Below are 25,678 nucleotides of genomic sequence, written 5' to 3'. Positions count from 1 at the left end.
TTGTTTTTGTTATGCGATCCGGTAGCATCCTCCTGTTCTCGGTACACATTACCCCTCGTGCAGGATCGATGTTTCAAATTTTCCAGACAATTGACGGTTAGCAATGGAAAAAAGCCTCGCGCGCTACATCTGGTCGAACACGCGGCTGCAGCAGCTGTGGATTCTGACCGTCGTTGCTTTCTCGATGATCCCCTACTTCCTGTCGTTCGATCTGCCGAAGCAGATCGTCAACGGGCCAATTCAGGGTTCCGGCTTTGAGGGTGAAGGCGCCACGCAAACCTTTATGCATCTGTCCTATACCTTTCCTTTGATCGGAAAAGTCGAGCTCTTCCAGGGCCTGCAGCTTGGCAGAGAGCAGATGCTGATGGCGCTGAGCCTGGTGTTCCTGGCGCTCGTGGTCCTGAACGGCCTCTTCAAGTTCTACATCAACACCTACAAGGGCCGGCTTGGCGAGCGCATGCTGCGGCGGATCCGCTTTCAGCTGATCGATCGCGTCCTGCGCTTTCCTCCGAACCAGTTCAAGCGCGTGAAATCCGCCGAGATCGCCACGATGATCAAGGACGAGGTGGAGCCGATGGGCGGCTTTACCGGCGATGCCTTCGTGGCGCCCGCACTTCTCGGCGGCCAGGCGCTGACGGCGCTGGCCTTCATCATCGTACAGAATTTCTGGCTCGGCATGATCGCGGCCGGCATTGTCGGTGTTCAGGCCGTCGTCATCCCCAGGATGCGCAAGCGCCTGCTCGAACTTGGCCGCCAGCGCCAGCTGACGGCGCGCGAACTTTCCGGGCGTGTCGGCGAAATCGTCGATGGCATCGGCACGATCCACGGGAACGACACCTCGAACCTCGAGCGCGCCGATATCGCAGCCCGGCTCGGGCTGATCTTCTCGATCCGCTACGACCTTTACCAGTGGAAATTCCTGGTCAAGTTCCTCAACAACTTCCTGGCCCAGGTCACCCCTTTCCTGTTTTATGCGATCGGCGGCTATCTCGCGCTGGAAGGTCGCCTTGATATCGGCCAGCTGGTGGCCGTGATCAGCGCCTACAAGGACCTGCCCGGTCCGCTGAAAGAGCTGATCGACTGGGATCAGATGCGCCAGGACGTGCAGGTCAAGTACCAGCAGGTTTACGAGCAGTTCAACGTGGAGCCGTTGATCGACGACCGTATTCAGGAAGTTGCACTCGACGGGGTTGTCCGGCTTGGAGCGCCGATCATCATTACCAGCCTTGCTGTCAGCGACGACAGTGGTGCAAAACTGATCGATCACGTGTCGGCGGAGATCAAACCGAACGAGACGGTTGCGGTGGTCGGCCCGAACTCGAGCGGTGCCGAAGCCTTTGCCGAGGCGCTGGGGCGGGTTGTGTGGCCGGATTCCGGCCGCATCACAATCGACGGCAAGGATCTGCTCGAACTGCCAGAATCAGTCACCGGTCGACGGATTTCTTACGCCTCATCGGACCTTTATTTCTTCCAGGGCACGCTGCGCGACAACCTTCTTTATGGCCTCAAGCATGCGCCTTTGATCCAGCCTGACTACGACGAGCAGACCGCCCTGGAAGCGAAGTGGCACGCAATCGAAGCGGTGAAGGCCGGCAACCCGACGCTTGATCCGAACAGCGACTGGGTCGACTACCACGCAGCAGGCGCGACCGGTCCAGACGACATCCTGACGACGATCCGTCCGGTTCTCGATGCCGTGATGATTTCGCAGGATATCCTTGATCTCGCCCTCCGCTCGACGGTCGATACAGGCGTCCACCTGAAGCTTGCCGAACACATTGTCGATCTGCGCGCGGCGCTTCGCGAGAAGATGCAGCAGTCGGAACTCGGCAATATCGTCGTGCCATTCGACTTCGATGCCTACAACCCACAGGCAACGGTCGGCGAGAATCTGCTGTTCGGCTCGATGAAGCGACCGGTGATGAACAATCGCCGCCTGGCCGCTCATCCATATTTCCAGGCGCTGTTCCGCAAGACGGGATTGAGCAACGACCTCTACGCCATGGGTCTCGAGATTGCAGAGAACGCCGTCGAACTCTTCCATGATTTGCCGCCGGACCATCCCTTCTTCCAGCAGCTGACTTTCATGACGGCGGACGATATTCCGACCTATCAGGCGCTGCTCCAGAAACTCAGCAGCCGGAAATTCGACGATGCAACGCCGGAAGACCGCTCGGCGATTATCCGGCTGAGCTTTGCCTATATCGAACCCCGGCACCGTTTCGGTCTTCTGACCGACGATTTGACGGCGAAGATCGTCAGCGCGCGCAAGCAGTTCCACGAGAACATTCCGGATGATCTCGCAGCTGTGATCGAGCGCTACGATCCGGCGCATTTCATCTCGTCCGCGAGCCTGATGGACAACGTTCTGTTCGGTCGCATCGCCTACCAGCGCGCGGATGCTTCGGAGAGCATCCGGGCGATCATGGGCGATCTGTTCGACTCTCTCGACCTGTTCGACGATGTTTTGTCGATCGGCCTTGAATTCGACGTCGGATCGGGCGGAAAGCGCCTGACGATGGTTCAGCGGCAGAAGCTCAACATGGCGCGCGCACTGCTGCGCCGCTCGGACTACATCATATTCAACCGGCCGCTGTCGGCGCTAGACCAGCGTGTGCAGGATCAGATCACCAACAACGTCGTCAACGGGCTGCATCACGAAGGCGAGCGCCCGGCCATCGTCTGGGTGCTGTCCAACGCCAAGCTTGCGGCGTTGTTCGACCGAATCCTGCTTTTCGACCGGGGAAGCCTGGTCGAAGCGGGCAATTTTCCGGAACTTTCGGAACAAAACGGTATGTTCAAGGAACTGTTATCGTAATATCGTACAGGGGCTACAACAGTGACGTCCTGCCAAGGGACGCATACAATTCTAGCGAGCGCATCTCAGATGCGTAGGGAGTCAATAAGCTCATGCTGTTGAGAGACGAAGTCGAAATGCTGCGGCGCGTGCCAATCTTTTCGCGGATTGCACCGGCCAAGCTCAAGCTTTTGGCATTCACCTCCGACCGCATGACATACAGTGCCGGTCAGGATCTTTTCCGCCAGGGCGATCCGGGTGATGCGGCCTACGTGGTGCTATCAGGCACTGCAGACATTCTTGTCCGCTCCCCCGCCGGCGATATCAAGGTTGCCGATGTCGAACCCAATTCCATCGTCGGTGAGATTGCGATCCTCTGTGACGTGTCGCGAACGGCGACCGTGCGCGCCACCTCCGCGCTGGAAGTGCTGCGTATCAGCAAGGAGCACTTCCTGAAGCTGCTGAGCGACTTCCCAGAGATGGCCGTCGAGATCATGCGCGTTCTGGCCGATCGCCTCAACCACACGACGGCTGAACTCACAGCGGCACGCGCTGCCAAGAAGCCGGAGCCGGCAATCTGAGATTGCCCGTCGAACACAAAAAAACCCGCCCGAACGACCTTCAGGCGGGTTTTCGTTTGTCTTGAGCCCCGTTAATCGCGTTGTTCAAGCGCCCTGCTGAAAGCCAGGGCAGCCAGCGTACAGATCGCACCCGACAGCAGGTAGTAGCCAACGAAGGTCAGGCCGAAGCGGCTGGAGAGGCTGAGCGCGACAAGCGGCGCGAACCCGGCACCGACCAGCCAGGCCAGATCCGAGGTAAACGCGGCGCCGGTGTAACGGTATCCCCGGCCGAAGCGCGACGATATCGAGCCGGTTGCCTGGCCGAAGGAAAGGCCGAGAACGCCAAAGCCGATAATGACGAAGGCATCGTGACCATTGGAACCGGAGCCGAGCATGATCGGCCCCACAAAGCTGAAGATTGCGATCAGCACGGCACAGACCGCCAGCTGCCCGCGCCGGCCGATACGGTCGGCCATCAGCCCGGAGGCAATGATCGTGAGAATCCCCACCATCGCGCCCACAGTCTGCACCAGCATGAAGGCACCGATCGGCTGATCGCCATAGAGGCTCATCCAGCCGAGCGGGAAGATGGTGACAAGGTGGAACATCGCGAAGCTTGCCAGCGGCACGAAGGCACCGATGAGGATGTCCCTGCCGTGAACGCGAATGACGTCACGGATCGGCGCGGCCTCCAGTTCATGCTGTTCAAGCGCCGTGCCGAACTCCGTGGTCATGACCAAGCGCAGACGAGCAAAGAGCGCGACGACGTTGATGGCAAAAGCCACAAAGAACGGATAGCGCCAGCCCCAGCTGAGAAAATCCTCTGGGGACAGGTTGGCGACGAAATAGCCGAAGAGCAGGCTCGCCAGCGCAAACCCGATCGGTGCGCCGAGCTGCGGGATCATCGCGTACCATCCACGATGGTTCTTTGGTGCGTTCAGTGCCAAGAGAGACGCCAGCCCATCCCAGGCGCCGCCGAGCGCAAAGCCCTGCCCCAGCCGGAATAGCGCCAGAAGCGCGATCGACCATACGCCGATCTCATTATAGCCCGGCAAGAACGCAATGGATGCTGTCGATCCGCCAAGCAGGAACAGGGCGATGGTCAGCTTGGTGCCCCGACCGTACAAACGGTCGATCGTCATGAACACGACCGAACCGACCGGACGGGCCAAGAATGCCAGTGAGAATACCGCAAAGGAATAAAGCGTAGCCGTCAACCGATCTGGTGCGAACGGAAAAACGAGCTGCGGAAAAACCAATACGGATGCAAGTCCGTATACAAAGAAATCGAAAAATTCGGACGTACGCCCAATGACGACGCCGATTGCGATGCTGCCCGGCGATACCGGTTTGTCAGCATGTATCTGTCTCGCGTCGCGTTCCATCGATGTGGACGATGGGCCATAGTTTGGTGCATTAGCCATTATTCAAAACGCCTCCCTCGTTAAGGCGCTTGCGGCAAAGCGCCTCACAGAGATTTTGAACGAACTGCCACGCTTATCAAGTCCGGGCGATGCAAATAGTTCATCACCACGTCCGAAAATTAGAACTATTTGAAAAAATCGACCGCAGACACCTGAAATTCCCACGAGAGAGGTGGTCGAAGCCGGTAGCGAGGCTATATTGGCTACGCAAATGTGGTTCGATGAACAAAATGCGTGTGCCACTGATTCAATTTTTTGACTTACGGCTCGGTCCGTCGTATCCCGCGTTGCGGCAATTCTGCTGCACTGCGACCAAACACCTCATGTTGCTACCAGTTACAGTGCTTTAGTCGCGGATGGGACGAAACAACAAGAGCAATAAAGACGTGCAAAAACTGTCAAAGTTTTCCCGCCATCTCGTCATTCTGCCGCTGCTTCTGGCGCTCGCAGGGTGCAATTTGGTGGTCATGTCGCCTTCCGGCGATATCGCCATGCAACAGCGCGACCTGATCATCGTATCAGTGCTGCTGATGCTGTTGATCATCATTCCGGTGATTTGTCTGACGCTGTTCTTCGCCTGGCGCTATCGCCAGTCGAACACAGCCGCCACCTACGATCCGGAATGGCATCATTCCACGCGGCTCGAAGTGGTCATCTGGTCCGCTCCACTCGCGATCATCATCGTGCTTGGTGCGATTACCTGGATCACCACACACAAGCTCGACCCCTACCGTCCGCTTGACCGGATCGATGCTGAGCGCAGTATCCCTGCCGACGTCAAGCCGCTGACCGTTCAGGTCGTGGCGCTCGACTGGAAGTGGCTGTTCTTCTATCCCGAACTCGGCATCGCCACCGTCAACGAGCTGGCGGCGCCCGTCGATGTTCCAATCAATTTTGAGATCACCGCATCGTCAGTGATGAACTCATTCTATATCCCGGCCCTTGCAGGCCAGATCTATGCCATGCCCGGCATGCAGACGAAGCTCCACGCAGTCATCAACAATGAAGGCGTGTATGACGGTTTCTCCGCGAACTACAGCGGCGCCGGCTTCTCCCACATGCGCTTCAAGTTCCACGGCATGAACAAGCAGGGCTTCGACAGCTGGGTTGCTCAGGTCAAGAACCAGGGCACCGCACTGAACCGCGATACCTATCTCAAGCTCGAGCGTCCGAGCGAGCGTGAGCCGGTTCACTATTTCGCGACGGCCGACAAGGATCTGTTCAACGCCATCCTGAACATGTGCGCCACCCCAGGCAAGATGTGCATGAACGAGATGATGCATATCGACATGATGGGCGGCGCCGGCAAGGAAAGCCATGAGAACCGCGACAAGCTGAAATTCGAAGGCGAGCCGATCGACGGCATCCACCTTCCTGAAGCAGCTGACGCAGGCGCAACGCCGGCTCATGGCGCCGACAGCATGGAAAACATGCCCGGCATGGAAGCCACGCCCGGCATGGCGACCATGCCCGGCATGACCATGCAGCACGACGGCCACACGATGCCAGCATCTGACGCGAGCACGCCTGCGCCGACCAAATAATTCAACCTGGCGCTTTGCGTCTAAAAGACACCAATGAACGGGTTACTCCATGTTTTCCAATCCTGACCTTCTGAAGTTGATCTTCGGCCGGTTGACGATCGAATCCTTCCCCTACCACGAGCCTATTCTCGTCGCGACCTTCTGCGCCGTGATGCTCGGGGGGATCGCCGTCCTCGGTATCGTCACATACTTCAAACTCTGGACCTACCTCTGGAAGGAATGGCTGACGAGCGTCGACCACAAGAAGATCGGCATCATGTATGTCATTCTTGCTCTGGTCATGCTCCTGCGCGGCTTTTCCGATGCGCTGATGATGCGCGCACAGCAGGCGATGGCCTTCAACGGCAATCCCGGCATCTTCCCGCCGCACCATTACGACCAGGTGTTCACGGCGCACGGCGTCATCATGATCTTCTTCATGGCCATGCCGTTCGTGACCGGTCTGATGAACCTTGTGGTTCCGCTGCAGATCGGCGCCCGCGACGTGTCGTTCCCGTTCCTGAACAACTTCTCGTTCTGGATGACGACCGCCGGCGCGATCCTGATCATGCTGTCGCTGTTCGTCGGCGAGTTCGCCCGCACCGGCTGGCTGGCCTATCCGCCGCTTTCAGGCGTCGAGTATAGCCCCGGCGTCGGTGTCGATTATTATATCTGGGGCCTGCAGGTTGCCGGTATCGGAACGACGCTGTCAGGTATCAACCTGATCGCGACGATCGTGAAAATGCGCGCACCTGGCATGACCCTGATGAAGATGCCTGTCTTCACCTGGACGTCGCTTTGCACAAACGTCCTGATCGTCGCCAGCTTCCCGATCCTGACCGCGACCCTCGCCTTGCTGTCGCTCGACCGCTACGCCGGCACGAACTTCTTCACCAACGACCTTGGTGGCAACCCGATGATGTATGTGAACCTCATCTGGATCTGGGGTCACCCGGAAGTCTACATCCTCGTCCTGCCTGCCTTCGGCATCTTCTCCGAAGTCGTCGCGACGTTCTCCGGCAAGCGCCTGTTTGGTTATGCCTCGATGGTTTATGCCACCGTCGTCATCACCATTCTGTCCTACCTCGTGTGGCTGCACCACTTCTTCACGATGGGTTCGGGTGCGAGCGTCAACTCGTTCTTCGGGATCACCACGATGATCATCTCCATCCCCACAGGGGCGAAGATGTTCAACTGGCTGTTCACGATGTATCGCGGCCGTATCCGCTACGAAGTGCCCATGCTCTGGACGTTGGGCTTCATGGTGACCTTCGTCATCGGCGGCATGACCGGCGTCATGCTGGCGATCCCGCCTGCCGACTTCGTGCTTCACAACTCGCTGTTCCTGATCGCCCACTTCCACAACGTCATCATCGGCGGCGTGGTGTTCGGTCTGATGGCTGGCGTGACCTACTGGTTCCCGAAGGCCTTCGGCTACAAGCTCGATCCGTTCTGGGGCAAGATGTCCTTCTGGTTCTGGCTGGTCGGCTTCTACCTCGCCTTCATGCCGCTCTACGTTCTCGGCCTGATGGGCGTCACCCGCCGCATGTCGCAGTTCGAAGACCCGTCGTTGCAGATCTGGTTCATCATCGCTGCTTTCGGTGCGTTCCTGATCGCCCTCGGCATTGGCTCCTTCCTGATCCAGCTCGTCGTCAGCTATCTCAAGCGTGAGGAACTGCGCGACACCACAGGCGATCCATGGAACGCCCGTACGCTGGAATGGTCGACATCTTCGCCGCCGCCGGCTTACAACTTCGCCCTGACGCCGATCATCTACGACCACGACTCGTGGTACGACATGAAGGCTCGCGGTCACGTTCGTCCGATCGAAGGCTTCAAGCCGATCCATATGCCGAAGAACACCGGAACCGGTGTCATCCTCGGTGCACTCAGCGTGGTCTTCGGCTTCGCGATGATCTGGTACATCTGGTGGCTCGTCGTGGTCTCCGCTGTCGCCATGCTCGTCGTGACGATCGGCCATACGTTCAACTACAAGCGCGACTTCTACATTCCTGTGGAAGAGGTCGTTGAAACGGAAGGCAAGCGCACCACGCTGCTTGCCGAGCAGGTGTAAGACCATGAGCAAGACTGCAATCGATATGGCCGAAAAGCCTGTATTCTACATGACGGAAGAGCACCATCCTGAAGGCAGCACCATGCTGGGCTTCTGGCTCTACCTGATGAGCGACTGCCTGATCTTCGCGATCCTGTTCGCAACCTACGCCGTTCTCGGCCGCAATTATGCGGCCGGTCCATCGCCGGCAGATCTCTTCGATCTGCCGCTGGTGGCAATCAACACCTCGATGCTGCTGCTCTCCTCCATCACCTATGGCTTCGCCATGCTGCAGATGGAGCGGGCCAAGAAGGCGGAAACGCTGTTCTGGCTTGCGATCACCGGCCTGTTCGGCGCGGTGTTCATCGGGCTCGAACTCTATGAGTTCGTCCACCTGATCCATGAAGGTGCCGGCCCGAACCGCAGTGCATTCCTGTCGGCGTTCTTCACGCTGGTCGGCACGCACGGCCTGCACGTAACCTTCGGCATCATCTGGCTGATCACGCTGATGACGCAGGTCTCGATGCATGGCCTGATCCCGGAAAACAAGCGCCGACTGATGTGCCTGTCGATGTTCTGGCACTTCCTTGACGTTGTCTGGATCGGCGTCTTCTCCATCGTCTATCTTATGGGAGTACTCGGATGAGTTCGCACGCACCCGCACATGAGGATGCTCACGAAGCCCATCATGGTCACAGCCACGGGCATGAAGCAGCGCACGGTTCCTTCAAGAGCTACATGATCGGCTTTGTCCTGTCGGTCATCCTGACAGCCATTCCATTCTGGCTCGTCATGGCCGACGTCTTCGAAAGCCATGCGATCACCGCTGCCTTTATCATGGGTCTCGGCGCAGTGCAGATCGTGGTCCACATGATCTTCTTCCTGCACATGAACCCGCGCTCGGAAGGCGGCTGGACGATGATGGCGCTGATCTTCACGATCCTGCTTGTCGTTATTGCGCTCTCCGGTTCGCTCTGGGTCATGCATCATCTGAACACCAACATGATGCCGATGAACCCTGAAATGATGAAAAACATGCCTTAACCGGCACAATGGACGGGCGGCGGAAACGCCGCCCGTTGTGGTTTTATATCGTGACCAATTCCCCCTCAGACAAAGCTCCACAACAGCGTTCAGCGATCGCATTGACGATCTTCTGCGGCTTCCTCATTTTTGTCATCTGCGCGGTGTTTTCACTCGGCGTCTGGCAGGTCGAGCGTCGCGCATGGAAGCTGGACCTGATAGCGCGCGTCGATCAGCGCGTTCATGCCGAGCCCGTTTCCGCCCCTCCCCGCGCGGACTGGGGCAACATCAGCCGTGAGAACGACGAATACCGCCGCGTGACGGCAGAGGGGACCCTGCGCAACGACAAGGAGAGCCTGGTCTACGCATCGACGGCGCTCGGCCCCGGCTATTGGGTGATCACTCCGCTGACGCTCGCCGACGGCACGTCGGTGATGATCAATCGCGGTTTCGTTCCGACAGACAAGCGCGATCCGAATTCACGCCTCGAAGGCCAGACAGGCGGAGCGGTGAAGATCACCGGCCTGTTGCGTCTCGATGAGCCGGGTGGCACGTTCATCAAGTCGAACGACCCGGCCAACGACCGCTGGTACTCGCGTGACGTTGCGGCCATGGCAGTAAAGCGCGGCGTTCCCGACATTGCACCTTATTTCATCGATGCCGATGCAACGGTCAATCCGGGCGGACTGCCGACAGGCGGCCTGACGCAGGTGGTTTTCCCGAACAGCCACCTTCAATATGCAATCACATGGTTTGTGCTTGCGGCGATGCTGACAGGGCTTCTCATCTTGGTACTGCGCAGCGAGTTGCGGCGGCGCCGGACTTGATGCCGGCTGCGGACCGACCGTTCACGCCTGACATTCGACAACGTTGCCCGAAGTGCCATTGGCGTTCATGATGAGGACGAATCCATATCTGGCAACACGGGATGGCGGATGCGTATCTTTCTGGTTCGCCATGGCGAATCCCTCGGCAATCTCAACGAGCAGGCCTACGGCCAGTTCGGCGACCACAACGTACCGCTGACGCTATGGGGCCATCGGCAGGCGCTGGCCGCCGGTCGCGCCATTGCATTGCATCTGGAGGGAGTACCGCGCGCGGGTTTCCAGAAGCTGCGGATCTGGTATTCGCCCTTCCTGAGGACACGGCAGAGCAAGGACGCCCTGCTCGAAGCGCTGCCGGCCGAAAGCGTTGGCAACATCAGCGAGGACTATCTGCTGCGGGAACAGGACTTCGGCCTGTTCACCGAAATCTACGATCGCGCCGAACAGCGACAGAAGTTTCCCGACGAATTCGACAAGTGGGCAAGGCTGCGCAGCAATAGCGGCAAGTTCTACGCACGACCGCCCGACGGCGAGAGCCGTGCGGATGTCGCCCAACGGGTGCGTCTATTCCTGCAGTCGCTGATGCATGATGCCGGCAATGGCAACGACAACATCATCATCGTCGGCCACGGCGTCACCAACAGAGCATTCGAGATGAACTTTCTGCAGCATCCGGTCGAATGGTTCGAACGCTCTGACAATCCCGGTAATTCCGACGTCACCCTGATCGAAGGAACGCACGCGCACGGCTACACCTCCACGCTTCTGCACCAGGCAGCCGACCGAAGCGCGGCAGAGGCGAACACATTGCGTGAGGCCTATGGTGCCGCCGTGACGATGGCCCCGAAGCGATGATCGGTAGCCCCGCGCCAACTGCCGCGCTACAAGAGCGCACATGCGGCACCTGCACGCTGTGCTGCCGGCTGCCCGAAATCGATGAGCTTTCGAAACCGGCGAACGCCTGGTGCGTAAACTGTACAGCCGGCCAAGGCTGTTCGATCTACGACAGCCGACCGCAACTCTGTCGCGACTTTCTCTGTTCCTGGATGATCAATCTGCAGCTTGGCCCCGAATGGGAGCCGGCGATTGCAAACATGATGGTCTATGGCCAGGGCCAGCAGATCACCGTGCTTGTCGATCCCGCCTACCCCGCGGCTTGGAAGCAGGAACCCTATGCCACGCAACTGCGGCAATGGGCCGTCGAGGCTGCCGAACAGGGCCGCTACATCATCGTCTTCGTCGGCGACGAGATCTTCAAGATCAAGCCATAGAGTGGATATGGGTTGCGAACCCCGGTGGCGTCTGAGCCCACTCGGTCGTCGTTCTCTTCAAGAGGATGTCTTCGCCGCTTCAGTTGTCTACAGAGAATATACTATTTGAACCTACGTCCCGTTTGCGTTAGGCCGGAGATCAGCAAAGCCCGCATATGGTCCACATCTGGCGGAGGAGGACTTGCTTGGCGGAGGATAAGGACAAGCAGCTGACACACAAGCGCGGCTATGGCGTGTCGACAGTCTACGAGACGCTGCGCAACGAGATCATCGAGCTCAAGCTTTCGCCCGGCAGCCCGATCGATGAGCAACAGCTGTCCGATCGGTTTTCGCTGTCGCGAACACCGATCCGCGAGGCACTGGTACGGTTGGCGGCCGAGGGGTTGATCACGACGCTGACCAACCGGGCTACGATCGTCTCAAACATCGATTTCCTTGGCCTGTCGGAATTCTTCGATGCCCTGACGCTGATGTATCGGGTAACCACGCGGCTTGCCGCGGCCAACCATGTTGCCGGCGACATCGAGGCGATCAGGATGCTGCAGAAGAGTTTCGAGAATGCGGTCGAGAGCCGCGACGTGCTGGGCATGATCGCGACCAATCGTGACTTTCATGTCGCCGTCGCCCAGGCGGGCCGGAACCGTTACTATACCGAGCTGTTCACGCGCCTGCTGGACGAGGGACGCCGGATTCTGCGGCTCTATTATTCCTCGTTCAGCGATGTGCTTCCCCGTCAATATATTGGCGAGCACGAGGATATGATCCAGGCAATCATCAGCCGCGACATCGATGGCGCCGATGCGCTTGCCGCAGCCCATGCCGACCAGATCGTCAGCCAGATCCGTTCCTATATCACCGCCGATAGCCGGCAGACGGCGCGACTGACGCTATAGCATGCCGAACCGCGGTCACCGGAACGTCTGAGGGCAGACGTAACATTGTGCGCTTCGGAAGCTTTGTATTTTATTTGTCGACAAACAGTCGGCGAGGTGCTAGATGTGCTTTCAACAGGGCGGCGATTGTGGTGCGCACCTGGTTTTGTGGCTATAGATGGCGAGGAACAGACGATGACGAGTTCAGTATTTACAGGTTGCATCCCGGCGCTGATGACGCCCTGCAATCCAGACCGCAGCCCCAACTTCGATGCGCTGGTGGAGAAGGGCAAGGAGCTTGTCGCACAGGGCATGTCCGGCGTGGTCTATTGCGGTTCGATGGGCGATTGGCCGCTCCTGACCGACGAACAGCGCCAGGAAGGCGTCAAGCGCCTAGCCGAAGCCGGTGTTCCTGTCGTCGTCGGCACCGGGGCCATCAACACCCAGTCGGCCGTCAGCCATGCGGCGCATGCCGCCAAGGTCGGCGCCAAGGGCCTGATGGTCATTCCACGCGTCCTGTCGCGCGGATCGTCGGTTGCAGCCCAGCGCGACCACTTCTCGGCTGTTCTCGAAGCCGGCAAGGATCTGCCCGCGGTCATCTACAACAGCCCCTATTACGGTTTCGCCACCCGCGCCGACCTCTTCTTCGACTTGCGCGCGCGCTTTTCCAACCTCGTCGGCTTCAAGGAGTTCGGTGGCAAGCAGGACATGACCTATGCCGCCGAGAACATCACCGCTGGTGACGATGGCCTGACCCTGATGATCGGCGTCGATACCGGCGTCTACCACGGCTTCGTCAACTGCGGTGCCGGCGGCGCGATCACCGGCATCGGCAATGCGCTTCCCAAGGAAGTCCTGCATCTCGTGGCGCTGTGCGAAAAGGCAGCCACGGGCAATGCTGAAGCACGCCGCGAAGCGCTGGAACTCGAAGAAGCCCTGATGGTGCTGTCGACATACGACGAAGGCCCGGATCTGGTGCTGCACTACAAGTATCTGATGGTGCTGAACGGCGACGACCGCTATTCGCTCCACTTCAATGAGAGCGACGTGCTCAGCGCTTCCCAGCGCCGCCACCTTGAAAACCAGTACAAGCTGTTCCGCAACTGGTACGCCTCGCGTTATCCAGCAGCTGCCTGATCAAGACGGTATCGATATCGGCCGCGCCTTCCGGGCGCGGCCTTTTTTGTTGCGTAGGTACCCCTTCATGCCTTCTTGTGAGAAGGCGGAGTCTGCATGGTCGGTCGATTCACCCTTCCTCAGCCGCGGGCGGCAAGATAAACAGCCATGATATCGGTATGGCCTCAGGCAATCGACGCCGGCGCGTTTCCACATCAGCTCCCGTCGCCTCAGGCATCACCACGCACCGAGAATTGCAAACGCAAGAAGGAATTGACGATGGCCACGACACCACGCCGCCCGGTCAATGCGATGGACGCTGCCGAGGCGCTGTTCAAGCCCGTGAAGAAACCTGCGGCACCTGCCGTGGAACGGCCTGCCATTCCAAACACCAAGGAAATGGTTTCGATCAAGATCGACAGCGATGTGCTCGCCCACTTTCAGGAAGATGGGCCCGGTTGGCAGGACCGGATCAACGATACCCTGCGGGCCGCGATGAAGGCGGCCGATTGAGCATCCGGCTCAGCCCATGCTCCAGCGATCTCTCCGACGCGCCCCGCAATCACAGACCCCTTGAAGGATCATGGTCAATGTGGTGCTAGCCGAGATGCCTCGCAGGGGGCTCACGATGATCCGTGCCGCGAGGCAAGCTCAGACTAGCGGTTCGCGTTGAACGAGATAAATTGGGCGAACATATGACGTGTACGTAAAGGGAAATATTCGCCGCATGAATATTCGCCATTACGTACCGTCACGACCTCCGATCGCCTGCCCGCCATTCGCGCTGGCGCGCAAGCAATTCCAGCCTCACAACCGCAATCACCCGCGAAAGCCGCCGATCGCGCCACTTCGGCTGCTCAAACAAGCGCAGTCATACCCAAACGGGACTAAAATCACCCGTAGCGACCTTGACAGCGAGGACGCCACCCCTGAAGGCGGGGAATATTTTTCTTGGGAGGTCAACGTGAAAGCTCTTTCATCATTATCTGCATTCGTCGGCAAGACGTTCGCAATCTGGGTCATCGTCTTTGCCGTGCTCGGCTACGTCTTTCCTGACGTGTTCAAGCAGGTGGCGCCTTACATTGTCACCTTGCTCGGCATCATCATGTTCGGCATGGGCCTGACCATCTCCGTCGATGACTTTCGCGAAGTCGTGAAGCGGCCCTACGAAGTGGGCATCGGCGTGGTCGCGCAGTTCCTGATCATGCCGCTTCTGGCCGTGCTGTTGACCAAGGTCATCCCGATGTCGCCCGAAGTGGCCGCGGGTGTCATCCTCGTCGGCTGCTGCCCCGGCGGCACATCGAGCAACGTCATGACCTATCTCAGCAAGGGCGACGTCGCGCTCAGCGTCGCCTGCACCAGCGTTACCACGCTAGCAGCGCCGCTCGTCACGCCGTTCCTGGTCTGGCTCTTCGCCAGCCAGTATCTTCCAGTCGATGGGATGGCCATGTTCATCAGCATCGTCAAGGTCGTGCTGGTACCGCTGGCGCTCGGCTTTGCCCTGCAGAAACTCCTGCCATCGGTCGTCAAGTCTGCAGTGCCGGTTCTTCCGCTGGTCAGCGTCATCGGCATCGTGCTGATCGTCGCGGCTGTCGTCGGCGCCAGCAAGGGCGCGATCGCGCAGTCCGGCCTGCTGATCTTCGCCGTCGTTGTTCTTCACAATGGCCTCGGCTACCTCCTCGGCTTCACCGCCGCTAAGGTCTTCGGATTGTCGCTTGCCAAGCGCAAGGCAATCGCCATCGAAGTCGGCATGCAGAACAGCGGCCTTGGCGCTGCACTTGCCAATGCATATTTCTCCCCGGTTGCCGCCGTTCCCAGCGCTATTTTCAGCGTCTGGCACAACATATCCGGCGCACTTCTGGCCAATTACTTCTCGAGCAGAACCGACGAAGCAGCCGACGAGGCCGCCATCAAGGCTTCCTGACCTCCCGCAGGTTTCGATAGAAAAAAGACTTTGTGGCCCGCCGAAAGCGGGCCATTTTCATTTCCGGCCACACGCCGCGAGAACCCTCACGATAAAATAACCAGTTGGTGAATTGTTTACTTGAAGGCGCCGTTCGAATCGTCAAAGGTAAGCACGCTAACCAATCCCACCATGGATTTGTCGTCCCTTCGGACCTGCGCCGATCACACCTCTATTCTGGCACCACCTCTATTTGGGAATGAAACCGTGAGCAGCGATGCTTTGAACCGTGTAGCGAAGCCTTCGGCTTCGATGGCAAAGGCGACTGCGGCGGGATGGGGCAAGGGCCTCTCGACGCTGGTTCGCATCACCGTCATGGCCTTTCGCCATCCCTGGCAATCGGGCCTCGCCATCGGCGCAACGCTTGTCGCATCGACGTTCCAGCTGATGATCCCCCGCCTGCTCGGCCGCGCTGTCGATCATACCCAGGCGGCTGTCGCCGGCGGAGCCGCCGGCCTCGCAGCGCAGGATGCGCTGCTGACGACAGCCCTGCTGCTGCTTGGCGCCAGCGTGCTGCGCGGCATCTTCACCATGGTGCAGAACTACTACAGCGAAAGCGTTGGCCACCACATGGGCTATGAGCTTCGCATTGCCTGTTACGAGAAGATCCAGCGTCTCTCGTTCAGCTTTCACGACAGCGTTCATTCCGGCGACCTGATCACCATAGGCCTGCTCGATCTCGAAGGCGTGCGGATGTACTTCTCGACCGCACTGGTCCGCATGATACTGCTCGCCATGCTGATCGGCATCGGCGCCTATATGCTGCTATCGACAGATGTGGTCCTGGGCCTTCTGGCGCTGAGCTTCGTTCCCTTTGTCGGCTGGCGGTCCTCGGTCACACAGCTTCGGCTGCGGGCCACATGGCTGGTGCTGCAGGAGCGGCTCTCGGTGCTGACCCGGATCATGGAAGAAAACCTCGGCGGCATCCGCGTCGTCCGCGCCTTTGCAGCGCAGGTCTACGAAATGACCAAGTTCGAAGCTGCATCGAAGAATGCGCTCGATCTCGCACATCAGCGCGTCGGCATCCGGGTGATCAACACCAGCGCCATGACCTTCTCCTTCTTCGCCGCCATGGGTCTGGTGCTCTGGGTCGGCGGCGGCAAGGTCATATCGGGCCAGATCACCGTCGGCACGCTCGCTTCCTTCCTCACCTTCATGACCATCCTGCAGATGCCGGTGCGCCAGCTTGGCCTGATGGTCAACGCCTTCGCCCGCGCATCGACCTGCGGTACACGACTGTTCGAACTGCTCGATCTCGAAATCGCCGTGCGCGATGCGCCGGATGCACGCGAACTCGAGGTGGCAGACGGCACGCTGAGGTTCGAGAATGTAAGCTTCAGCTATCCGAGCACGCCAACGCAGCAGGCGCTGCGCAACGTCTCCTTCGAGGCCAAGCGGGGCGAGACGATCGGCATCGTCGGCCCACCCGGCAGCGGAAAATCGACGCTCGCGCACCTGATCCCGCGTTTCTACGATGTGACCGGCGGCCGCATCACCATTGACGGAGAGGATGTTCGCAAGGCGACACTGCAGTCTCTGCGCCGCTCGGTGGCGATCGTGCAGCAGGATTCGTTCCTGTTCACGACCTCGATCGAAAACAACATTGCCTATGGCGACCCCTGGGCAAAGGAGGGCCGGATCGCCGGCGCCAGCGAAAGCGCGCAGCTGCACAACTACGTGCTTGGCCTGCCGACAGGTTACGACACCGTCGTCGGGGAGCGCGGCGTTTCGCTGTCCGGCGGCCAGCGGCAGCGCCTTTCGATTGCCCGCGCGCTGATGCTGAAGCCGGCCGTGATGGTGTTCGACGATTCGACGGCGGCGATCGACGCCGCCACCGAACAGCGGATTCGCTCTGCCATGCGCAAATATGCGGCCGACCGGGTGACCATCATCGTCGCCCACCGGCTGAGCTCGCTGATGCATGCCGACCAGATCCTTTTCGTTGAGGACGGCGAGATCGTCGAACGCGGCAGCCACGACCAGCTCCTGGCCGCTGGCGGGCGCTACAAGGCGCTCTACGATCTGCAGGTGCGGCCCGGCGACGAAGCCGTGAGTGCATAGGGAGGACAGCATGGCCGAGGAACTGGAAACCGAACGTTCCGACGTTCGCGAGGATGGACGCCGCCCACCGCGTGCCGTCGTCGGATCACACCGCGTCGAGGAGGAGATGTTCGGCAAGGCCTTCGATGGCAATGTCGTCAAGCGCATATGGGCCTTCGTGCGGCCGTATCGCCGCGAGGTCATCCTGTCGGTATGCGCCGTGCTGACCTTCACGCTGATGCAGCTGATGATTCCGCTGATCATCCGTTATGCGATCGACCACGGCATGCAGCGCGATGGCAGCTATTCGGCACTGACCTGGTCGATCGTGCTTTTCCTGGTGGTGATCCTGATCAACTACGCGGCCAGCTATGCGCAGGAAACGCTTGTCGGTGGCGTCGCCGAGAATGTGCTCTTTGATATCCGCAGTCAGATGTTCGCCCATCTGCAGCGTGTGTCGCTGTCGTTCATGGACAAGACCGAGGTTGGCCGCCTGATGTCGCGCCTGCAGGGCGACGTCAATTCGATGCAGGAGTTTCTGGAAACCTCCGTGTTGTCGGTCGGCGATATCACGCTGCTGTTCGGCATCGTCGGCGTGATGCTCTATCTCGACCCGAAGCTCGGGCTGCTGACGCTATCGGTGCTGCCCATCCTGTTCATCGTCCGCCTCTTCTGGCTGCCATTGGCGCGCAAGTCGTTCATGGCAGCGCATGAGACGAACTCGGTCGCCGCGGGTGCTCTCGCCGAAGCGATCCATGGCGTGCGCGCAGTGCAGAGCATGGATCGACAGGGCGTCAACTTCACCCTTTATGACGACAAGGCCAAGGCCAACCTGCTGACCCACCTGACGGCGGCGCGCTATGCGCAGGTCATGGTGCCGATCGTCGATTCGCTCACCGGCGTTGCCATGGCGCTGGTCATCGTGGTCGGCGGCGCCCGCGTACTGAACCAGGCGCTCGACGTCGGCGTACTGGTGGCCTTCCTGTTCTACATCCAGCGCTTCTTCGACCCTATCCGGTCGCTGACCCTGCAGTACTCCGTCATGCAGCGCGCCATGGCGTCCGGCCAGCGCCTGACCGAGGTGCTCGACGTGCCTGTCGATATCAAGGACGCGCCTGATGCCATCGCCCTATCGAAGGAGATGGACGGCTCGGTCGAGTTTCGCGACGTGGTGTTCGGCTACAGCCCGAAGCACCCGGTGCTCAAGCATGTCAGCTTCAAGGTCAACCCGGGCGAGACAGTCGCACTTGTCGGCCCGACCGGTTCGGGCAAGTCCAGCTGCATGTCGCTGATTCACCGCTTCTACGACGTTCAACAGGGGCAGGTTCTGGTCGGCGGCCACGATGTCCGCGCCCTGACGCAGGATTCGCTTGGCGACCAGATCGCCATGGTGCTGCAGGAGCCGTTCCTGTTCACCGGAACCGTGTTCGAGAACATCCGTTATCACAAGCGGGAGGCAACACGGGAGAAGGTGATCGAGGCAGCCACAGCAGTCGGCGCGCATGATTTCATCATGCGGCTGCCGGATGGATATGACAGCATGCTCGGCGAGCGCGGCGGCAACCTGTCGCTCGGGCAGCGCCAACTTCTCTCGTTTGCCCGCGCACTGGTGGCCGACGCGAAGATCCTGGTGCTCGACGAGGCGACCGCGAATATCGACAGCTATACGGAGATGCTGATCCAGAAAGCGCTGGTAAAACTGCTTGAAGGCCGCACCGGACTGGTCATCGCCCACCGGCTGGCAACCATCCGGGAAGCCGACCGGATCATCGTGCTGCAGAACGGTGAACTGGTCGAAAGCGGCAGCCACCAGCAGCTGATGGCGAACCGCAAGCTTTATGCGCGGCTCTACGACCTCAACTACGCATCATTCGACGACATTCCGGAAACCGTTCTGGAGGAGACGACAGCAGCCGGATCGGCGACCTGAAGGCCGGCGACCCGAAAACCCATATCGACATGGAGGATGTTCAATGGATTATCGCAAGCTCGGACCAAGCGGAACAATCGTTACCCCCTTCTGCCTTGGCACCATGACTTTCGGTGCCGAGGCCGATGAAGCGGCCTCGCACAAGATACTCGACGACTACTTCGCCTGGGGCGGCAATTTCATCGACACCGCCGACGTCTACAGCGCCGGCGTCTCGGAAGACATCATCGGCCGCTGGCTGAAGACACACCCGACCGAAGCCCGCCAGGCGGTGATTGCCACCAAGGGGCGGTTCCCGATGGGCACCGGGCCGAATGACATTGGCCTCTCGCGGCGGCATCTGAATATCGCGCTGGAGGATTCGCTCAAGCGCCTCGGCGTCGATCACATCGACCTCTACCAGATGCATGCATGGGACGCCCTGACGCCGATCGAGGAAACGTTGCGCTTCCTGGACGACGCCGTCGCCAACGGCACAATCGGCTATTATGGCTTCTCAAACTATCTCGGCTGGCACATCGCCAAGGCGTCGGAGATTGCCAAGGCCCGAGGCTATACAAGGCCGGTGACCCTGCAGCCGCAATACAGCCTGTTGGTGCGTGATATCGAACTGGAAATCGTACCTGCCTGCCAGGATGCCGACATGGGCCTTTTGCCATGGTCGCCGCTCGGCGGTGGTTGGCTGACGGGCAAATACCGGCGTGATCAGATGCCGACCGGCGCCACCCGCCTCGGGGAGAACCCGAAGCGCGGGATGGAATCCTACGAGCAGCGCAACGCCATGGAGCGCACCTGGGCGATCATCGAGACGGTCGAGGCAATCGCCAAGTCACGTGGCTGCAGCATGGCGCAGGTGGCGCTAGCGTGGACGGCTGCACGACCGGCGGTTACGTCTGTCATCCTGGGCGCACGCACGCCCGAGCAGCTTGCCGACAATCTCGGTGCTGCCAAGGTCAGCCTCTCGGACGACGAGATGAGCAGGCTTACCGATATCAGTGCGCCGCAGCCGTTCGACTATCCCTACGGAACCGGCGGCACCAACCAGCGCCACCGCAAACTCGAAGGCGGGCGGTAATCTCACGGGCAGCGACCGCTGGGGCGGTCGCTGCCCGTCCCTTCAGATGCGGATGCCGCTGGCTTCGTCGAAGAGATGCAGTTGCGCTGGATCGATGATCACGCCGATCGTCTCGCCGCCACGCGCCGTGCCGCGGCCGGTTTCGACGATCGTCAGCTCTGGTGTCGTGGCCGCGGTTATAAACGCGGCAGAGCCCGTTGATTCAACAACCGCAACCGGAATATCGAATGTCCCCTGTCCCGGTCCGGTCACCCCGATATGCTCCGGGCGAATGCCGGCGATCAGCTTGCGGCCCGGCTGTAGCTGCCGCTCGCTGAGGAGCTTGTGCTTCACCGTCCCGAGATCGATCGCCAGGCTCTTGCCATCTTCGGCAACGATAGCCGGGATAAAATTCATCGCCGGCGAGCCGATGAAGCCGGCGACGAACTTGTTGGCCGGCGTATCGTAGAGCTCCAGCGGCTTGCCCTGCTGCTCGATGATTCCCTCGCGCATGACGACGACATGATCGGCCATGGTCATCGCCTCGATCTGGTCGTGGGTGACATAGACGGAGGTGGCACCGAGGCGATCGTGCAGCAGACGAATCTCCTTGCGCATGTGGACACGAAGCGCCGCATCGAGGTTCGACAACGGCTCGTCGAACAGGAACGCCTTCGGATGACGGATGATGGCGCGGCTCATGGCGACGCGCTGGCGCTGACCGCCCGACAGTTCGCGCGGATAGCGCTTCAGCAGGTCGGACAGACCGGTTGTTGCCGCCACTTCCGCTGCCGCCTTCTTGGCCTCGGCCTTGGCAACGCCGCGGATGCGCAGGCTGTAGGTCAGGTTTTCCTCGACCGTCATGTGCGGATAGAGCGCGTAGGACTGGAACACCATGGCGACGTCGCGCTTGCGCGGCGGCACGTTGTTCATCAATTCACCGGCGATCTTCAGATCGCCCTCGGAGATGCTTTCCAGGCCGGCAAGCGACCGCAGCAGCGTGGACTTGCCACAGCCGGAAGGGCCGACCAGCGCCACGAAACTGCCCTTGGCGATCGACAGGTTGATGTTCTTGAGAGCGTGGAAGGCACCGTAATGCTTGTTGACGCCGCTGAGCTCGATCTGATTGGTCATTTGAGGGCTCCAGAGGTGAGGCCGGATACGATGCGGCGCTGCAAGAGAACGAAGATGGCAAGCACGGGTGTCACATACATCGTGGCATAGGCCATGATGTTGTTCCACTCGCTGGTGTTTGGCCCCATGAAGGAGTTCAGACCAACGCTTGCCGGCTGAAGCTCGGCTTCCTGGATGATCGACTTGGAATAGACGAACTCGCCGAAGGCCTGCATGAAGATCAGGATGGCGCTGACGAGGATACCGTTACGGGCCAGCGGCAGCACGATGTTGAAGAAGGCGCCGAAACGGGAGTTGCCATCCACCAGAGCCGCCTCTTCGAGTTCCATGGGTACGGCCATGAACGTGGCGCGGACCAGAACGACGAAGAACGGCATGCTCTTGGCGGCAATGGCCAGAATGACCGCAAAGCGCGGATAGTCGAGCAGGCCGAACTGCGAGAAGCCAACGAAGATCGGCGTGATCATCAATGATGCCGGCAGAACCTGCAGCATAAGAATGAGGAAAAGCCCGATATCCACCCAGGCATTGCGATAGCGCGCGAGCACATAGGCACAGCCTACGCCGAGCAAGGTGATCAGCGCGACAGATCCGAAAGCGATGACCACCGAGTTCCAGAGGTAGCGCCCCATGTTCCGGCTTTCCCAGACATAGGCGTAGGTTCCCCATTGCGGCGACGATGGCCAGAAGCTGGGCGGGTTGGCAAACATTTCCGAGCCGGTTTTGAGCGCGGTGATATACATCCAGTAGAGCGGGAACAGGTAGATCGCCGCCATGACGAGCCCGATGAACAGCATCAGGCGATTGCGTGACGTCTCGCTCATCCGCGCACCTCATGTTTTGTCGACCGGACATAGACGATCGATGCGAACATCACGAAGACGATCATGATGACCGAGATCGTGGCGCCCTTGCCGAAATCATATTGCCGGAAGGAAAGGTCCCAGGCCCAGTATTGGGTGACATTGGACGAATTGTTCGGACCGCCGTCGGTGATCGCCGCAAACAGGTCGAACTGCTGCAAGGTGAATATCAACCCGAGCGAGACGATGGCGCCGATGGTCGAGCGCATCATTGGCAGGGTGATCGTCCAGAAGCGCTGCCAGGCATTGGCACCGTCGAGTTCGGCAGCCTCGTAGAGATCGCCGGGAATGGCGGAAAGGCCGACCGACAGCAGGATCATGTTGAAGGACGTGCCGAGCCAGATATTGGCAATGACCACCGCCCAGAGAGAGAAATTGGGGTCCGACCGCCAGAAGATGTTTCCCTCGATCAATCCGCTTTCGCGCAGGATGAAGTTCAGCACCCCGAAGTCGCCCGAGAGCACCCAGTTCCAGATGGCGCCGACAACGAGGCCAGGCATGACCCAGGACACCAGGAAAAGGCCGCGCAGCCAGGACGCACCGGGAAAATTCACCCAGAAGAACAGCGCCAGACCGAAGCCGATCAGGAACTGACCGGCAATCGAGCCGACCACGAACAGCAAGGTGTTATAGATGATCGGCAGCGTTTCCGGCTGCTGGAAAAGGTCGATATAATTCTTGAAGCCGACGAAGGGGCGCACGAAGGTACCGAGGCTGAACATGTCAACCTCCTGGAAACTCATCACGATGTTGTAGACCAGCGGCAGTCCTGCAAGCACGAACAGGAAGATGAGCGGAAAGGCGACGAGGGTGATGTCGAAACCACGTCCGTCGGTAATGCTGGAAAAGAGCCTCTTCATGAATACCCCTGAAGCTCCGAACGGGGCTGCCTGGCGCTTGCGCGGAAGACAGCCCCTGCCGGGAGGAAACGGTGAGATGGCCGATGACGGGCCATCGGGGCGGAATGGGGACAACCGGACGCATGCGCCTTGACGGCTTTGCGCATCGCTTGTCCCGGATGCTTCAGTTCTCGACGGCCTTGATCTTCTCGGCAGCCTGATCGAGCGCATCCTTTGGCGCCATCTGGCCGGTCAGCGCAGCCTGGATGGCATCCTGGATCGCCTTGGAGATCTTCGGCCATTCAGGTGACGGGCCACGCGGCTGGGCGTACTTCAGCTGCTCGACGAAGGTCTTCAGCGCATCGTCCTTCAGCTTGTTGCCCGTGGCCGGGATGGCGATATCGGAGCGGGCCGGAAGCTGGCCGAACTTCTGATACATCGTGTCATCCTTGGAGGCGAAGAACTCGAGTGCCTTGAACGCTTCTGCCGGATGCTTGGAACTGGAGAAAATCGCCCAGTTATAGTCACCCATAGCCGAAGACCGCGGCGCGCCTTCCTGCGGGATCGGCAGCAGCGCCGTACCCCAGTCGAACTTGGCATCGGTCAGCATGCGGTCGATTTCCCAAGGGCCGGAGATCGCCATTGCCGCATTGCCGGCATTGAACGTGGCTGTCGAATCCCACTGGCTGCGGGTCAGCGTATCGGGAGAAGCGAGCTTCTCGTCCATGATCTGCTTCCAGACAGTCAGCGCCTTGACGGCACCATCGGCATTGATCGTCTTGTAGGTTGCGCCGCCCATCTGCGCCCAGGGAAGGAACTGGAAGGTGCCTTCCTCGTTTGCCTTGGCCGAGAAGGTCAGGCCGTAGACGTTCTTCGACGGGTCCGTCAGCTTCTTGGCGTCGGCGACCAGTTCGTCCCAGGTCTGTGGCGGCTTTTCCGGATCAAGACCTGCGGCCTTGAACATGTCCTTGTTGTAGTACAGTGCGATGGTGTTCGTCGCCTTCGGCACGCCGTAGATCTTGCCGTCCCATGTGGCGGATTTCAGCGGCCCCGGGAAATAGTTCTCCGGCTTGATGACCGTCGATTTCGCGATCATATCCGTCAGATCGACGAATGCCTTGCGGGACGCAAACATCGCATGGTTGGGATTGTCGATGGCGATGATGTCGGGCGCCTTGCCGGTCGAGAAGGCACGCATCGATTCACTGACGACGTCGTCGAACTGGATCTGACGATATTCGATCTTGATCCCATTGTTCTGATCGTTGAATTCCTTGATCAGGTTCGGCGCCGGCTGAATATCTCTATCCAGCGACCAGAGCGTCAAGGTCACATCTTCGGCCTTGGCGGCAAGACCGAAGAGCGACACGCCTGCCAGCGCCAGAGCGCCGACCATTGCAGATTTGCGGATACCCATAGTTCTCCTCCTTTGTGGTTATCCCTGATCGGTAGCCGGCAATTCCTCCTCGCCGACCGCGATAGTCTCAAACCGGATCGACGACGAAATCGCCACCCCGGGCATGCTTCAAGTGGTTCATTGCATAGACCTGTCCGGTCATCTCCAGCGCATCGCGATAGACAGGGTCATGCCAGCCTTCGATATCGATGGAACCGGACCAGCCGGCAAGGCGCAGTTCGGAGATGATGTCCGTCCAGTTGCTGTCGCCGAAACCGGGCGTGCGCATGAACACGAACTTCTCCTTACCGAAGATGCCATGCTCCTTGATGACATCCCAGCGGATTGTTGCATCCTTGCCGTGCACATGAAAAATCTTCGACGCCCACTTGCGGATCTGCGGCAGCGGATCGATCAGATAGACCATCTGGTGGCAAGGTTCCCACTCGATGCCGATGTTATCGTCCGGCGTCTCGTTGAAGATCAGTTCCCAGGCGTCGGGGTTGTGCGCAATGTTCCAGTCACCGGTCGCCCAGTTGCCATCCATGGCGCAGTTCTCGAAAGCGATCCTGACACCCTTGTCGGCGGCGCGCTTGGCAAGCTCGCTAAAGATCTCCTTGTAGCGCGGCAGGCTATCGGTCAGCACCTTGCCGCGGATACGGCCGGTGAAGCCGGCTACACAGGTGGCGCCGAAATGATGGGCGTTGTCGATGCAATCCTTCCAGCCCTGCAGCGTGTCGAGGTCGATATCCGTGGTCTCAAGCGGATTGCCGAACATGCCGAGCGTCGAGATGGTGATATCGCGGTCGCCAATGGCCTCCAGCGAACGCTTGCCGAGTTCGGCAAGATCCTGACCGTTGGTCGTCTGCCAGAAGAAGGGCTCGAAGCTTTCGAAACCCATGTCGGCGATCTGGCCGATGCGCTTGTCGGCGCCACCCTTGGAGGCGCTGACCATGGTTCCGACGCGAATGGACTTGGCGGGGTTGCTCACAATCT

General features: G+C 59.8%; 22 protein-coding genes. 16 read left to right on the top strand and 6 right to left on the bottom strand.

Going from position 1 to position 25,678, the window contains the following annotated elements; genetic code table 11:
* The first annotated feature begins 103 nt into the window (after positions 1-103).
* A complete protein-coding gene (locus GVL52_RS10190; RefSeq protein WP_160006444.1) occupies positions 104-2,818 on the top strand; it encodes an ABC transporter ATP-binding protein in 2,715 nt (904 codons plus the stop codon).
* A gap of 92 nt (positions 2,819-2,910) precedes the next feature.
* Entirely contained in the window at positions 2,911-3,378 is a 468-nt protein-coding gene (locus tag GVL52_RS10185) for a cyclic nucleotide-binding domain-containing protein (RefSeq protein ID WP_160006442.1), read from the top strand.
* A gap of 71 nt (positions 3,379-3,449) precedes the next feature.
* On the opposite strand, the gene GVL52_RS10180 is transcribed toward GVL52_RS10185, so the two are convergent.
* Positions 3,450-4,781, bottom strand: coding sequence for an MFS transporter (locus GVL52_RS10180; RefSeq protein ID WP_160006440.1), 1,332 nt, complete (start codon positions 4,779-4,781; stop codon positions 3,450-3,452).
* Positions 4,782-5,167: 386 nt separating this feature from the next.
* On the opposite strand from GVL52_RS10180, the gene cyoA reads away from it, so the two are divergent.
* From cyoA to GVL52_RS10110, 14 genes are all read left to right on the top strand, one after another.
* Positions 5,168-6,325: a ubiquinol oxidase subunit II gene (gene cyoA, locus GVL52_RS10175; protein ID WP_160006438.1), complete on the top strand. Its 1,158-nt coding sequence runs from the start codon at positions 5,168-5,170 to the stop codon at positions 6,323-6,325.
* Between the two features lie 49 nt (positions 6,326-6,374).
* The gene (gene cyoB / locus GVL52_RS10170) at positions 6,375-8,378 is read left to right on the top strand and encodes a cytochrome o ubiquinol oxidase subunit I (RefSeq protein WP_160006436.1); all 2,004 of its coding nucleotides are present in this window, start codon (positions 6,375-6,377) and stop codon (positions 8,376-8,378) included.
* Between the two features lie 4 nt (positions 8,379-8,382).
* Positions 8,383-9,003, top strand: a complete 621-nt coding sequence (cyoC, locus tag GVL52_RS10165) for a cytochrome o ubiquinol oxidase subunit III (protein WP_160006434.1) — start codon at positions 8,383-8,385, stop codon at positions 9,001-9,003.
* Positions 9,000-9,401: a cytochrome o ubiquinol oxidase subunit IV gene (gene cyoD / locus GVL52_RS10160; protein ID WP_160006432.1), complete on the top strand. Its 402-nt coding sequence runs from the start codon at positions 9,000-9,002 to the stop codon at positions 9,399-9,401. The genes cyoC and cyoD overlap by 4 nt, the downstream gene beginning before the upstream one ends.
* Before the next feature lie 50 nt (positions 9,402-9,451).
* Positions 9,452-10,207, top strand: a complete 756-nt coding sequence (locus GVL52_RS10155) for an SURF1 family protein (protein ID WP_280179099.1) — start codon at positions 9,452-9,454, stop codon at positions 10,205-10,207.
* A 108-nt stretch (positions 10,208-10,315) separates the two neighbouring features.
* Positions 10,316-11,059, top strand: a complete 744-nt coding sequence (locus GVL52_RS10150) for a histidine phosphatase family protein (RefSeq protein ID WP_160006428.1) — start codon at positions 10,316-10,318, stop codon at positions 11,057-11,059.
* 191 nt (positions 11,060-11,250) lie between these two features.
* Positions 11,251-11,475, top strand: coding sequence for a hypothetical protein (locus GVL52_RS30845; protein ID WP_244619139.1), 225 nt, complete (start codon positions 11,251-11,253; stop codon positions 11,473-11,475).
* A 185-nt stretch (positions 11,476-11,660) separates the two neighbouring features.
* On the top strand, positions 11,661-12,368 hold the full coding sequence (locus GVL52_RS10140) for a GntR family transcriptional regulator (protein WP_244619138.1): 708 nt from the start codon (positions 11,661-11,663) through the stop codon (positions 12,366-12,368).
* Positions 12,369-12,542: 174 nt separating this feature from the next.
* Positions 12,543-13,484 carry a dihydrodipicolinate synthase family protein gene (locus GVL52_RS10135; protein WP_160006422.1) on the top strand — a complete coding sequence of 314 codons (942 nt, stop codon included), beginning with the start codon at positions 12,543-12,545 and terminating at the stop codon, positions 13,482-13,484.
* Between the two features lie 258 nt (positions 13,485-13,742).
* A complete protein-coding gene (locus GVL52_RS10130; RefSeq protein ID WP_160006420.1) occupies positions 13,743-13,976 on the top strand; it encodes a BrnA antitoxin family protein in 234 nt (77 codons plus the stop codon).
* 451 nt (positions 13,977-14,427) lie between these two features.
* Complete coding sequence (locus tag GVL52_RS10125; RefSeq protein ID WP_160006418.1) at positions 14,428-15,387, top strand: bile acid:sodium symporter family protein; 960 nt, start codon at positions 14,428-14,430, stop codon at positions 15,385-15,387.
* Between the two features lie 291 nt (positions 15,388-15,678).
* Positions 15,679-17,487, top strand: coding sequence for an ABC transporter ATP-binding protein (locus tag GVL52_RS10120; RefSeq protein WP_160006623.1), 1,809 nt, complete (start codon positions 15,679-15,681; stop codon positions 17,485-17,487).
* 10 nt (positions 17,488-17,497) lie between these two features.
* Positions 17,498-19,396, top strand: a complete 1,899-nt coding sequence (locus GVL52_RS10115) for an ABC transporter ATP-binding protein (protein WP_160006416.1) — start codon at positions 17,498-17,500, stop codon at positions 19,394-19,396.
* A gap of 43 nt (positions 19,397-19,439) precedes the next feature.
* A complete protein-coding gene (locus GVL52_RS10110; RefSeq protein ID WP_160006414.1) occupies positions 19,440-20,471 on the top strand; it encodes an aldo/keto reductase in 1,032 nt (343 codons plus the stop codon).
* Between the two features lie 42 nt (positions 20,472-20,513).
* Here GVL52_RS10110 and GVL52_RS10105 read toward each other — a convergent pair whose 3' ends face one another.
* The 5 genes from GVL52_RS10105 to GVL52_RS10085 all read right to left on the bottom strand — a co-directional run bounded on the left by GVL52_RS10105 (position 20,514) and on the right by GVL52_RS10085 (position 25,673).
* Positions 20,514-21,584: an ABC transporter ATP-binding protein gene (locus tag GVL52_RS10105; protein ID WP_160006412.1), complete on the bottom strand. Its 1,071-nt coding sequence runs from the start codon at positions 21,582-21,584 to the stop codon at positions 20,514-20,516.
* Positions 21,581-22,408, bottom strand: coding sequence for a carbohydrate ABC transporter permease (locus tag GVL52_RS10100; RefSeq protein WP_160006410.1), 828 nt, complete (start codon positions 22,406-22,408; stop codon positions 21,581-21,583). The genes GVL52_RS10105 and GVL52_RS10100 overlap by 4 nt, the downstream gene beginning before the upstream one ends.
* Positions 22,405-23,307 carry a carbohydrate ABC transporter permease gene (locus GVL52_RS10095; RefSeq protein WP_160006408.1) on the bottom strand — a complete coding sequence of 301 codons (903 nt, stop codon included), beginning with the start codon at positions 23,305-23,307 and terminating at the stop codon, positions 22,405-22,407. Before GVL52_RS10095 ends, GVL52_RS10100 begins: the two co-directional genes overlap by 4 nt.
* A gap of 163 nt (positions 23,308-23,470) precedes the next feature.
* Positions 23,471-24,703 (bottom strand): sugar ABC transporter substrate-binding protein, encoded by a 1,233-nt coding sequence (locus GVL52_RS10090; RefSeq protein ID WP_160006406.1) that lies wholly within the window; start codon positions 24,701-24,703, stop codon positions 23,471-23,473.
* 67 nt (positions 24,704-24,770) lie between these two features.
* Positions 24,771-25,673 carry a sugar phosphate isomerase/epimerase gene (locus GVL52_RS10085; RefSeq protein WP_160006404.1) on the bottom strand — a complete coding sequence of 301 codons (903 nt, stop codon included), beginning with the start codon at positions 25,671-25,673 and terminating at the stop codon, positions 24,771-24,773.
* Positions 25,674-25,678 lie beyond the last annotated feature (5 nt).

It is taken from the genome of Rhizobium sp. 18055 (assembly GCF_902706285.1).
Lineage (GTDB): Bacteria > Pseudomonadota > Alphaproteobacteria > Rhizobiales > Rhizobiaceae > Rhizobium.
This window is presented reverse-complemented; position numbering and strand designations above follow the sequence as displayed.

Bases quoted from the DNA above. Each gene is read 5' to 3' on its own strand.
- GVL52_RS10105 (WP_160006412.1), bottom strand. From the start codon at position 21,584: ATGACCAATCAGATCGAGCTCAGCGGCGTCAACAAGCATTACGGTGCC.
- GVL52_RS10135 (WP_160006422.1), top strand. From the start codon at position 12,543: ATGACGAGTTCAGTATTTACAGGTTGCATCCCGGCGCTGATGACGCCC.
- GVL52_RS10095 (WP_160006408.1), bottom strand. From the start codon at position 23,307: ATGAAGAGGCTCTTTTCCAGCATTACCGACGGACGTGGTTTCGACATC.
- GVL52_RS10130 (WP_160006420.1), top strand. From the start codon at position 13,743: ATGGCCACGACACCACGCCGCCCGGTCAATGCGATGGACGCTGCCGAG.
- GVL52_RS10090 (WP_160006406.1), bottom strand. From the start codon at position 24,703: ATGGGTATCCGCAAATCTGCAATGGTCGGCGCTCTGGCGCTGGCAGGC.
- GVL52_RS10120 (WP_160006623.1), top strand. From the start codon at position 15,679: ATGGCAAAGGCGACTGCGGCGGGATGGGGCAAGGGCCTCTCGACGCTG.
- GVL52_RS10110 (WP_160006414.1), top strand. From the start codon at position 19,440: ATGGATTATCGCAAGCTCGGACCAAGCGGAACAATCGTTACCCCCTTC.
- GVL52_RS10115 (WP_160006416.1), top strand. From the start codon at position 17,498: ATGGCCGAGGAACTGGAAACCGAACGTTCCGACGTTCGCGAGGATGGA.
- GVL52_RS10150 (WP_160006428.1), top strand. From the start codon at position 10,316: ATGCGTATCTTTCTGGTTCGCCATGGCGAATCCCTCGGCAATCTCAAC.
- GVL52_RS10180 (WP_160006440.1), bottom strand. From the start codon at position 4,781: ATGGCTAATGCACCAAACTATGGCCCATCGTCCACATCGATGGAACGC.
- GVL52_RS10100 (WP_160006410.1), bottom strand. From the start codon at position 22,408: ATGAGCGAGACGTCACGCAATCGCCTGATGCTGTTCATCGGGCTCGTC.
- GVL52_RS30845 (WP_244619139.1), top strand. From the start codon at position 11,251: ATGATCAATCTGCAGCTTGGCCCCGAATGGGAGCCGGCGATTGCAAAC.
- GVL52_RS10185 (WP_160006442.1), top strand. From the start codon at position 2,911: ATGCTGTTGAGAGACGAAGTCGAAATGCTGCGGCGCGTGCCAATCTTT.
- GVL52_RS10190 (WP_160006444.1), top strand. From the start codon at position 104: ATGGAAAAAAGCCTCGCGCGCTACATCTGGTCGAACACGCGGCTGCAG.
- cyoB (WP_160006436.1), top strand. From the start codon at position 6,375: ATGTTTTCCAATCCTGACCTTCTGAAGTTGATCTTCGGCCGGTTGACG.
- cyoD (WP_160006432.1), top strand. From the start codon at position 9,000: ATGAGTTCGCACGCACCCGCACATGAGGATGCTCACGAAGCCCATCAT.
- cyoC (WP_160006434.1), top strand. From the start codon at position 8,383: ATGAGCAAGACTGCAATCGATATGGCCGAAAAGCCTGTATTCTACATG.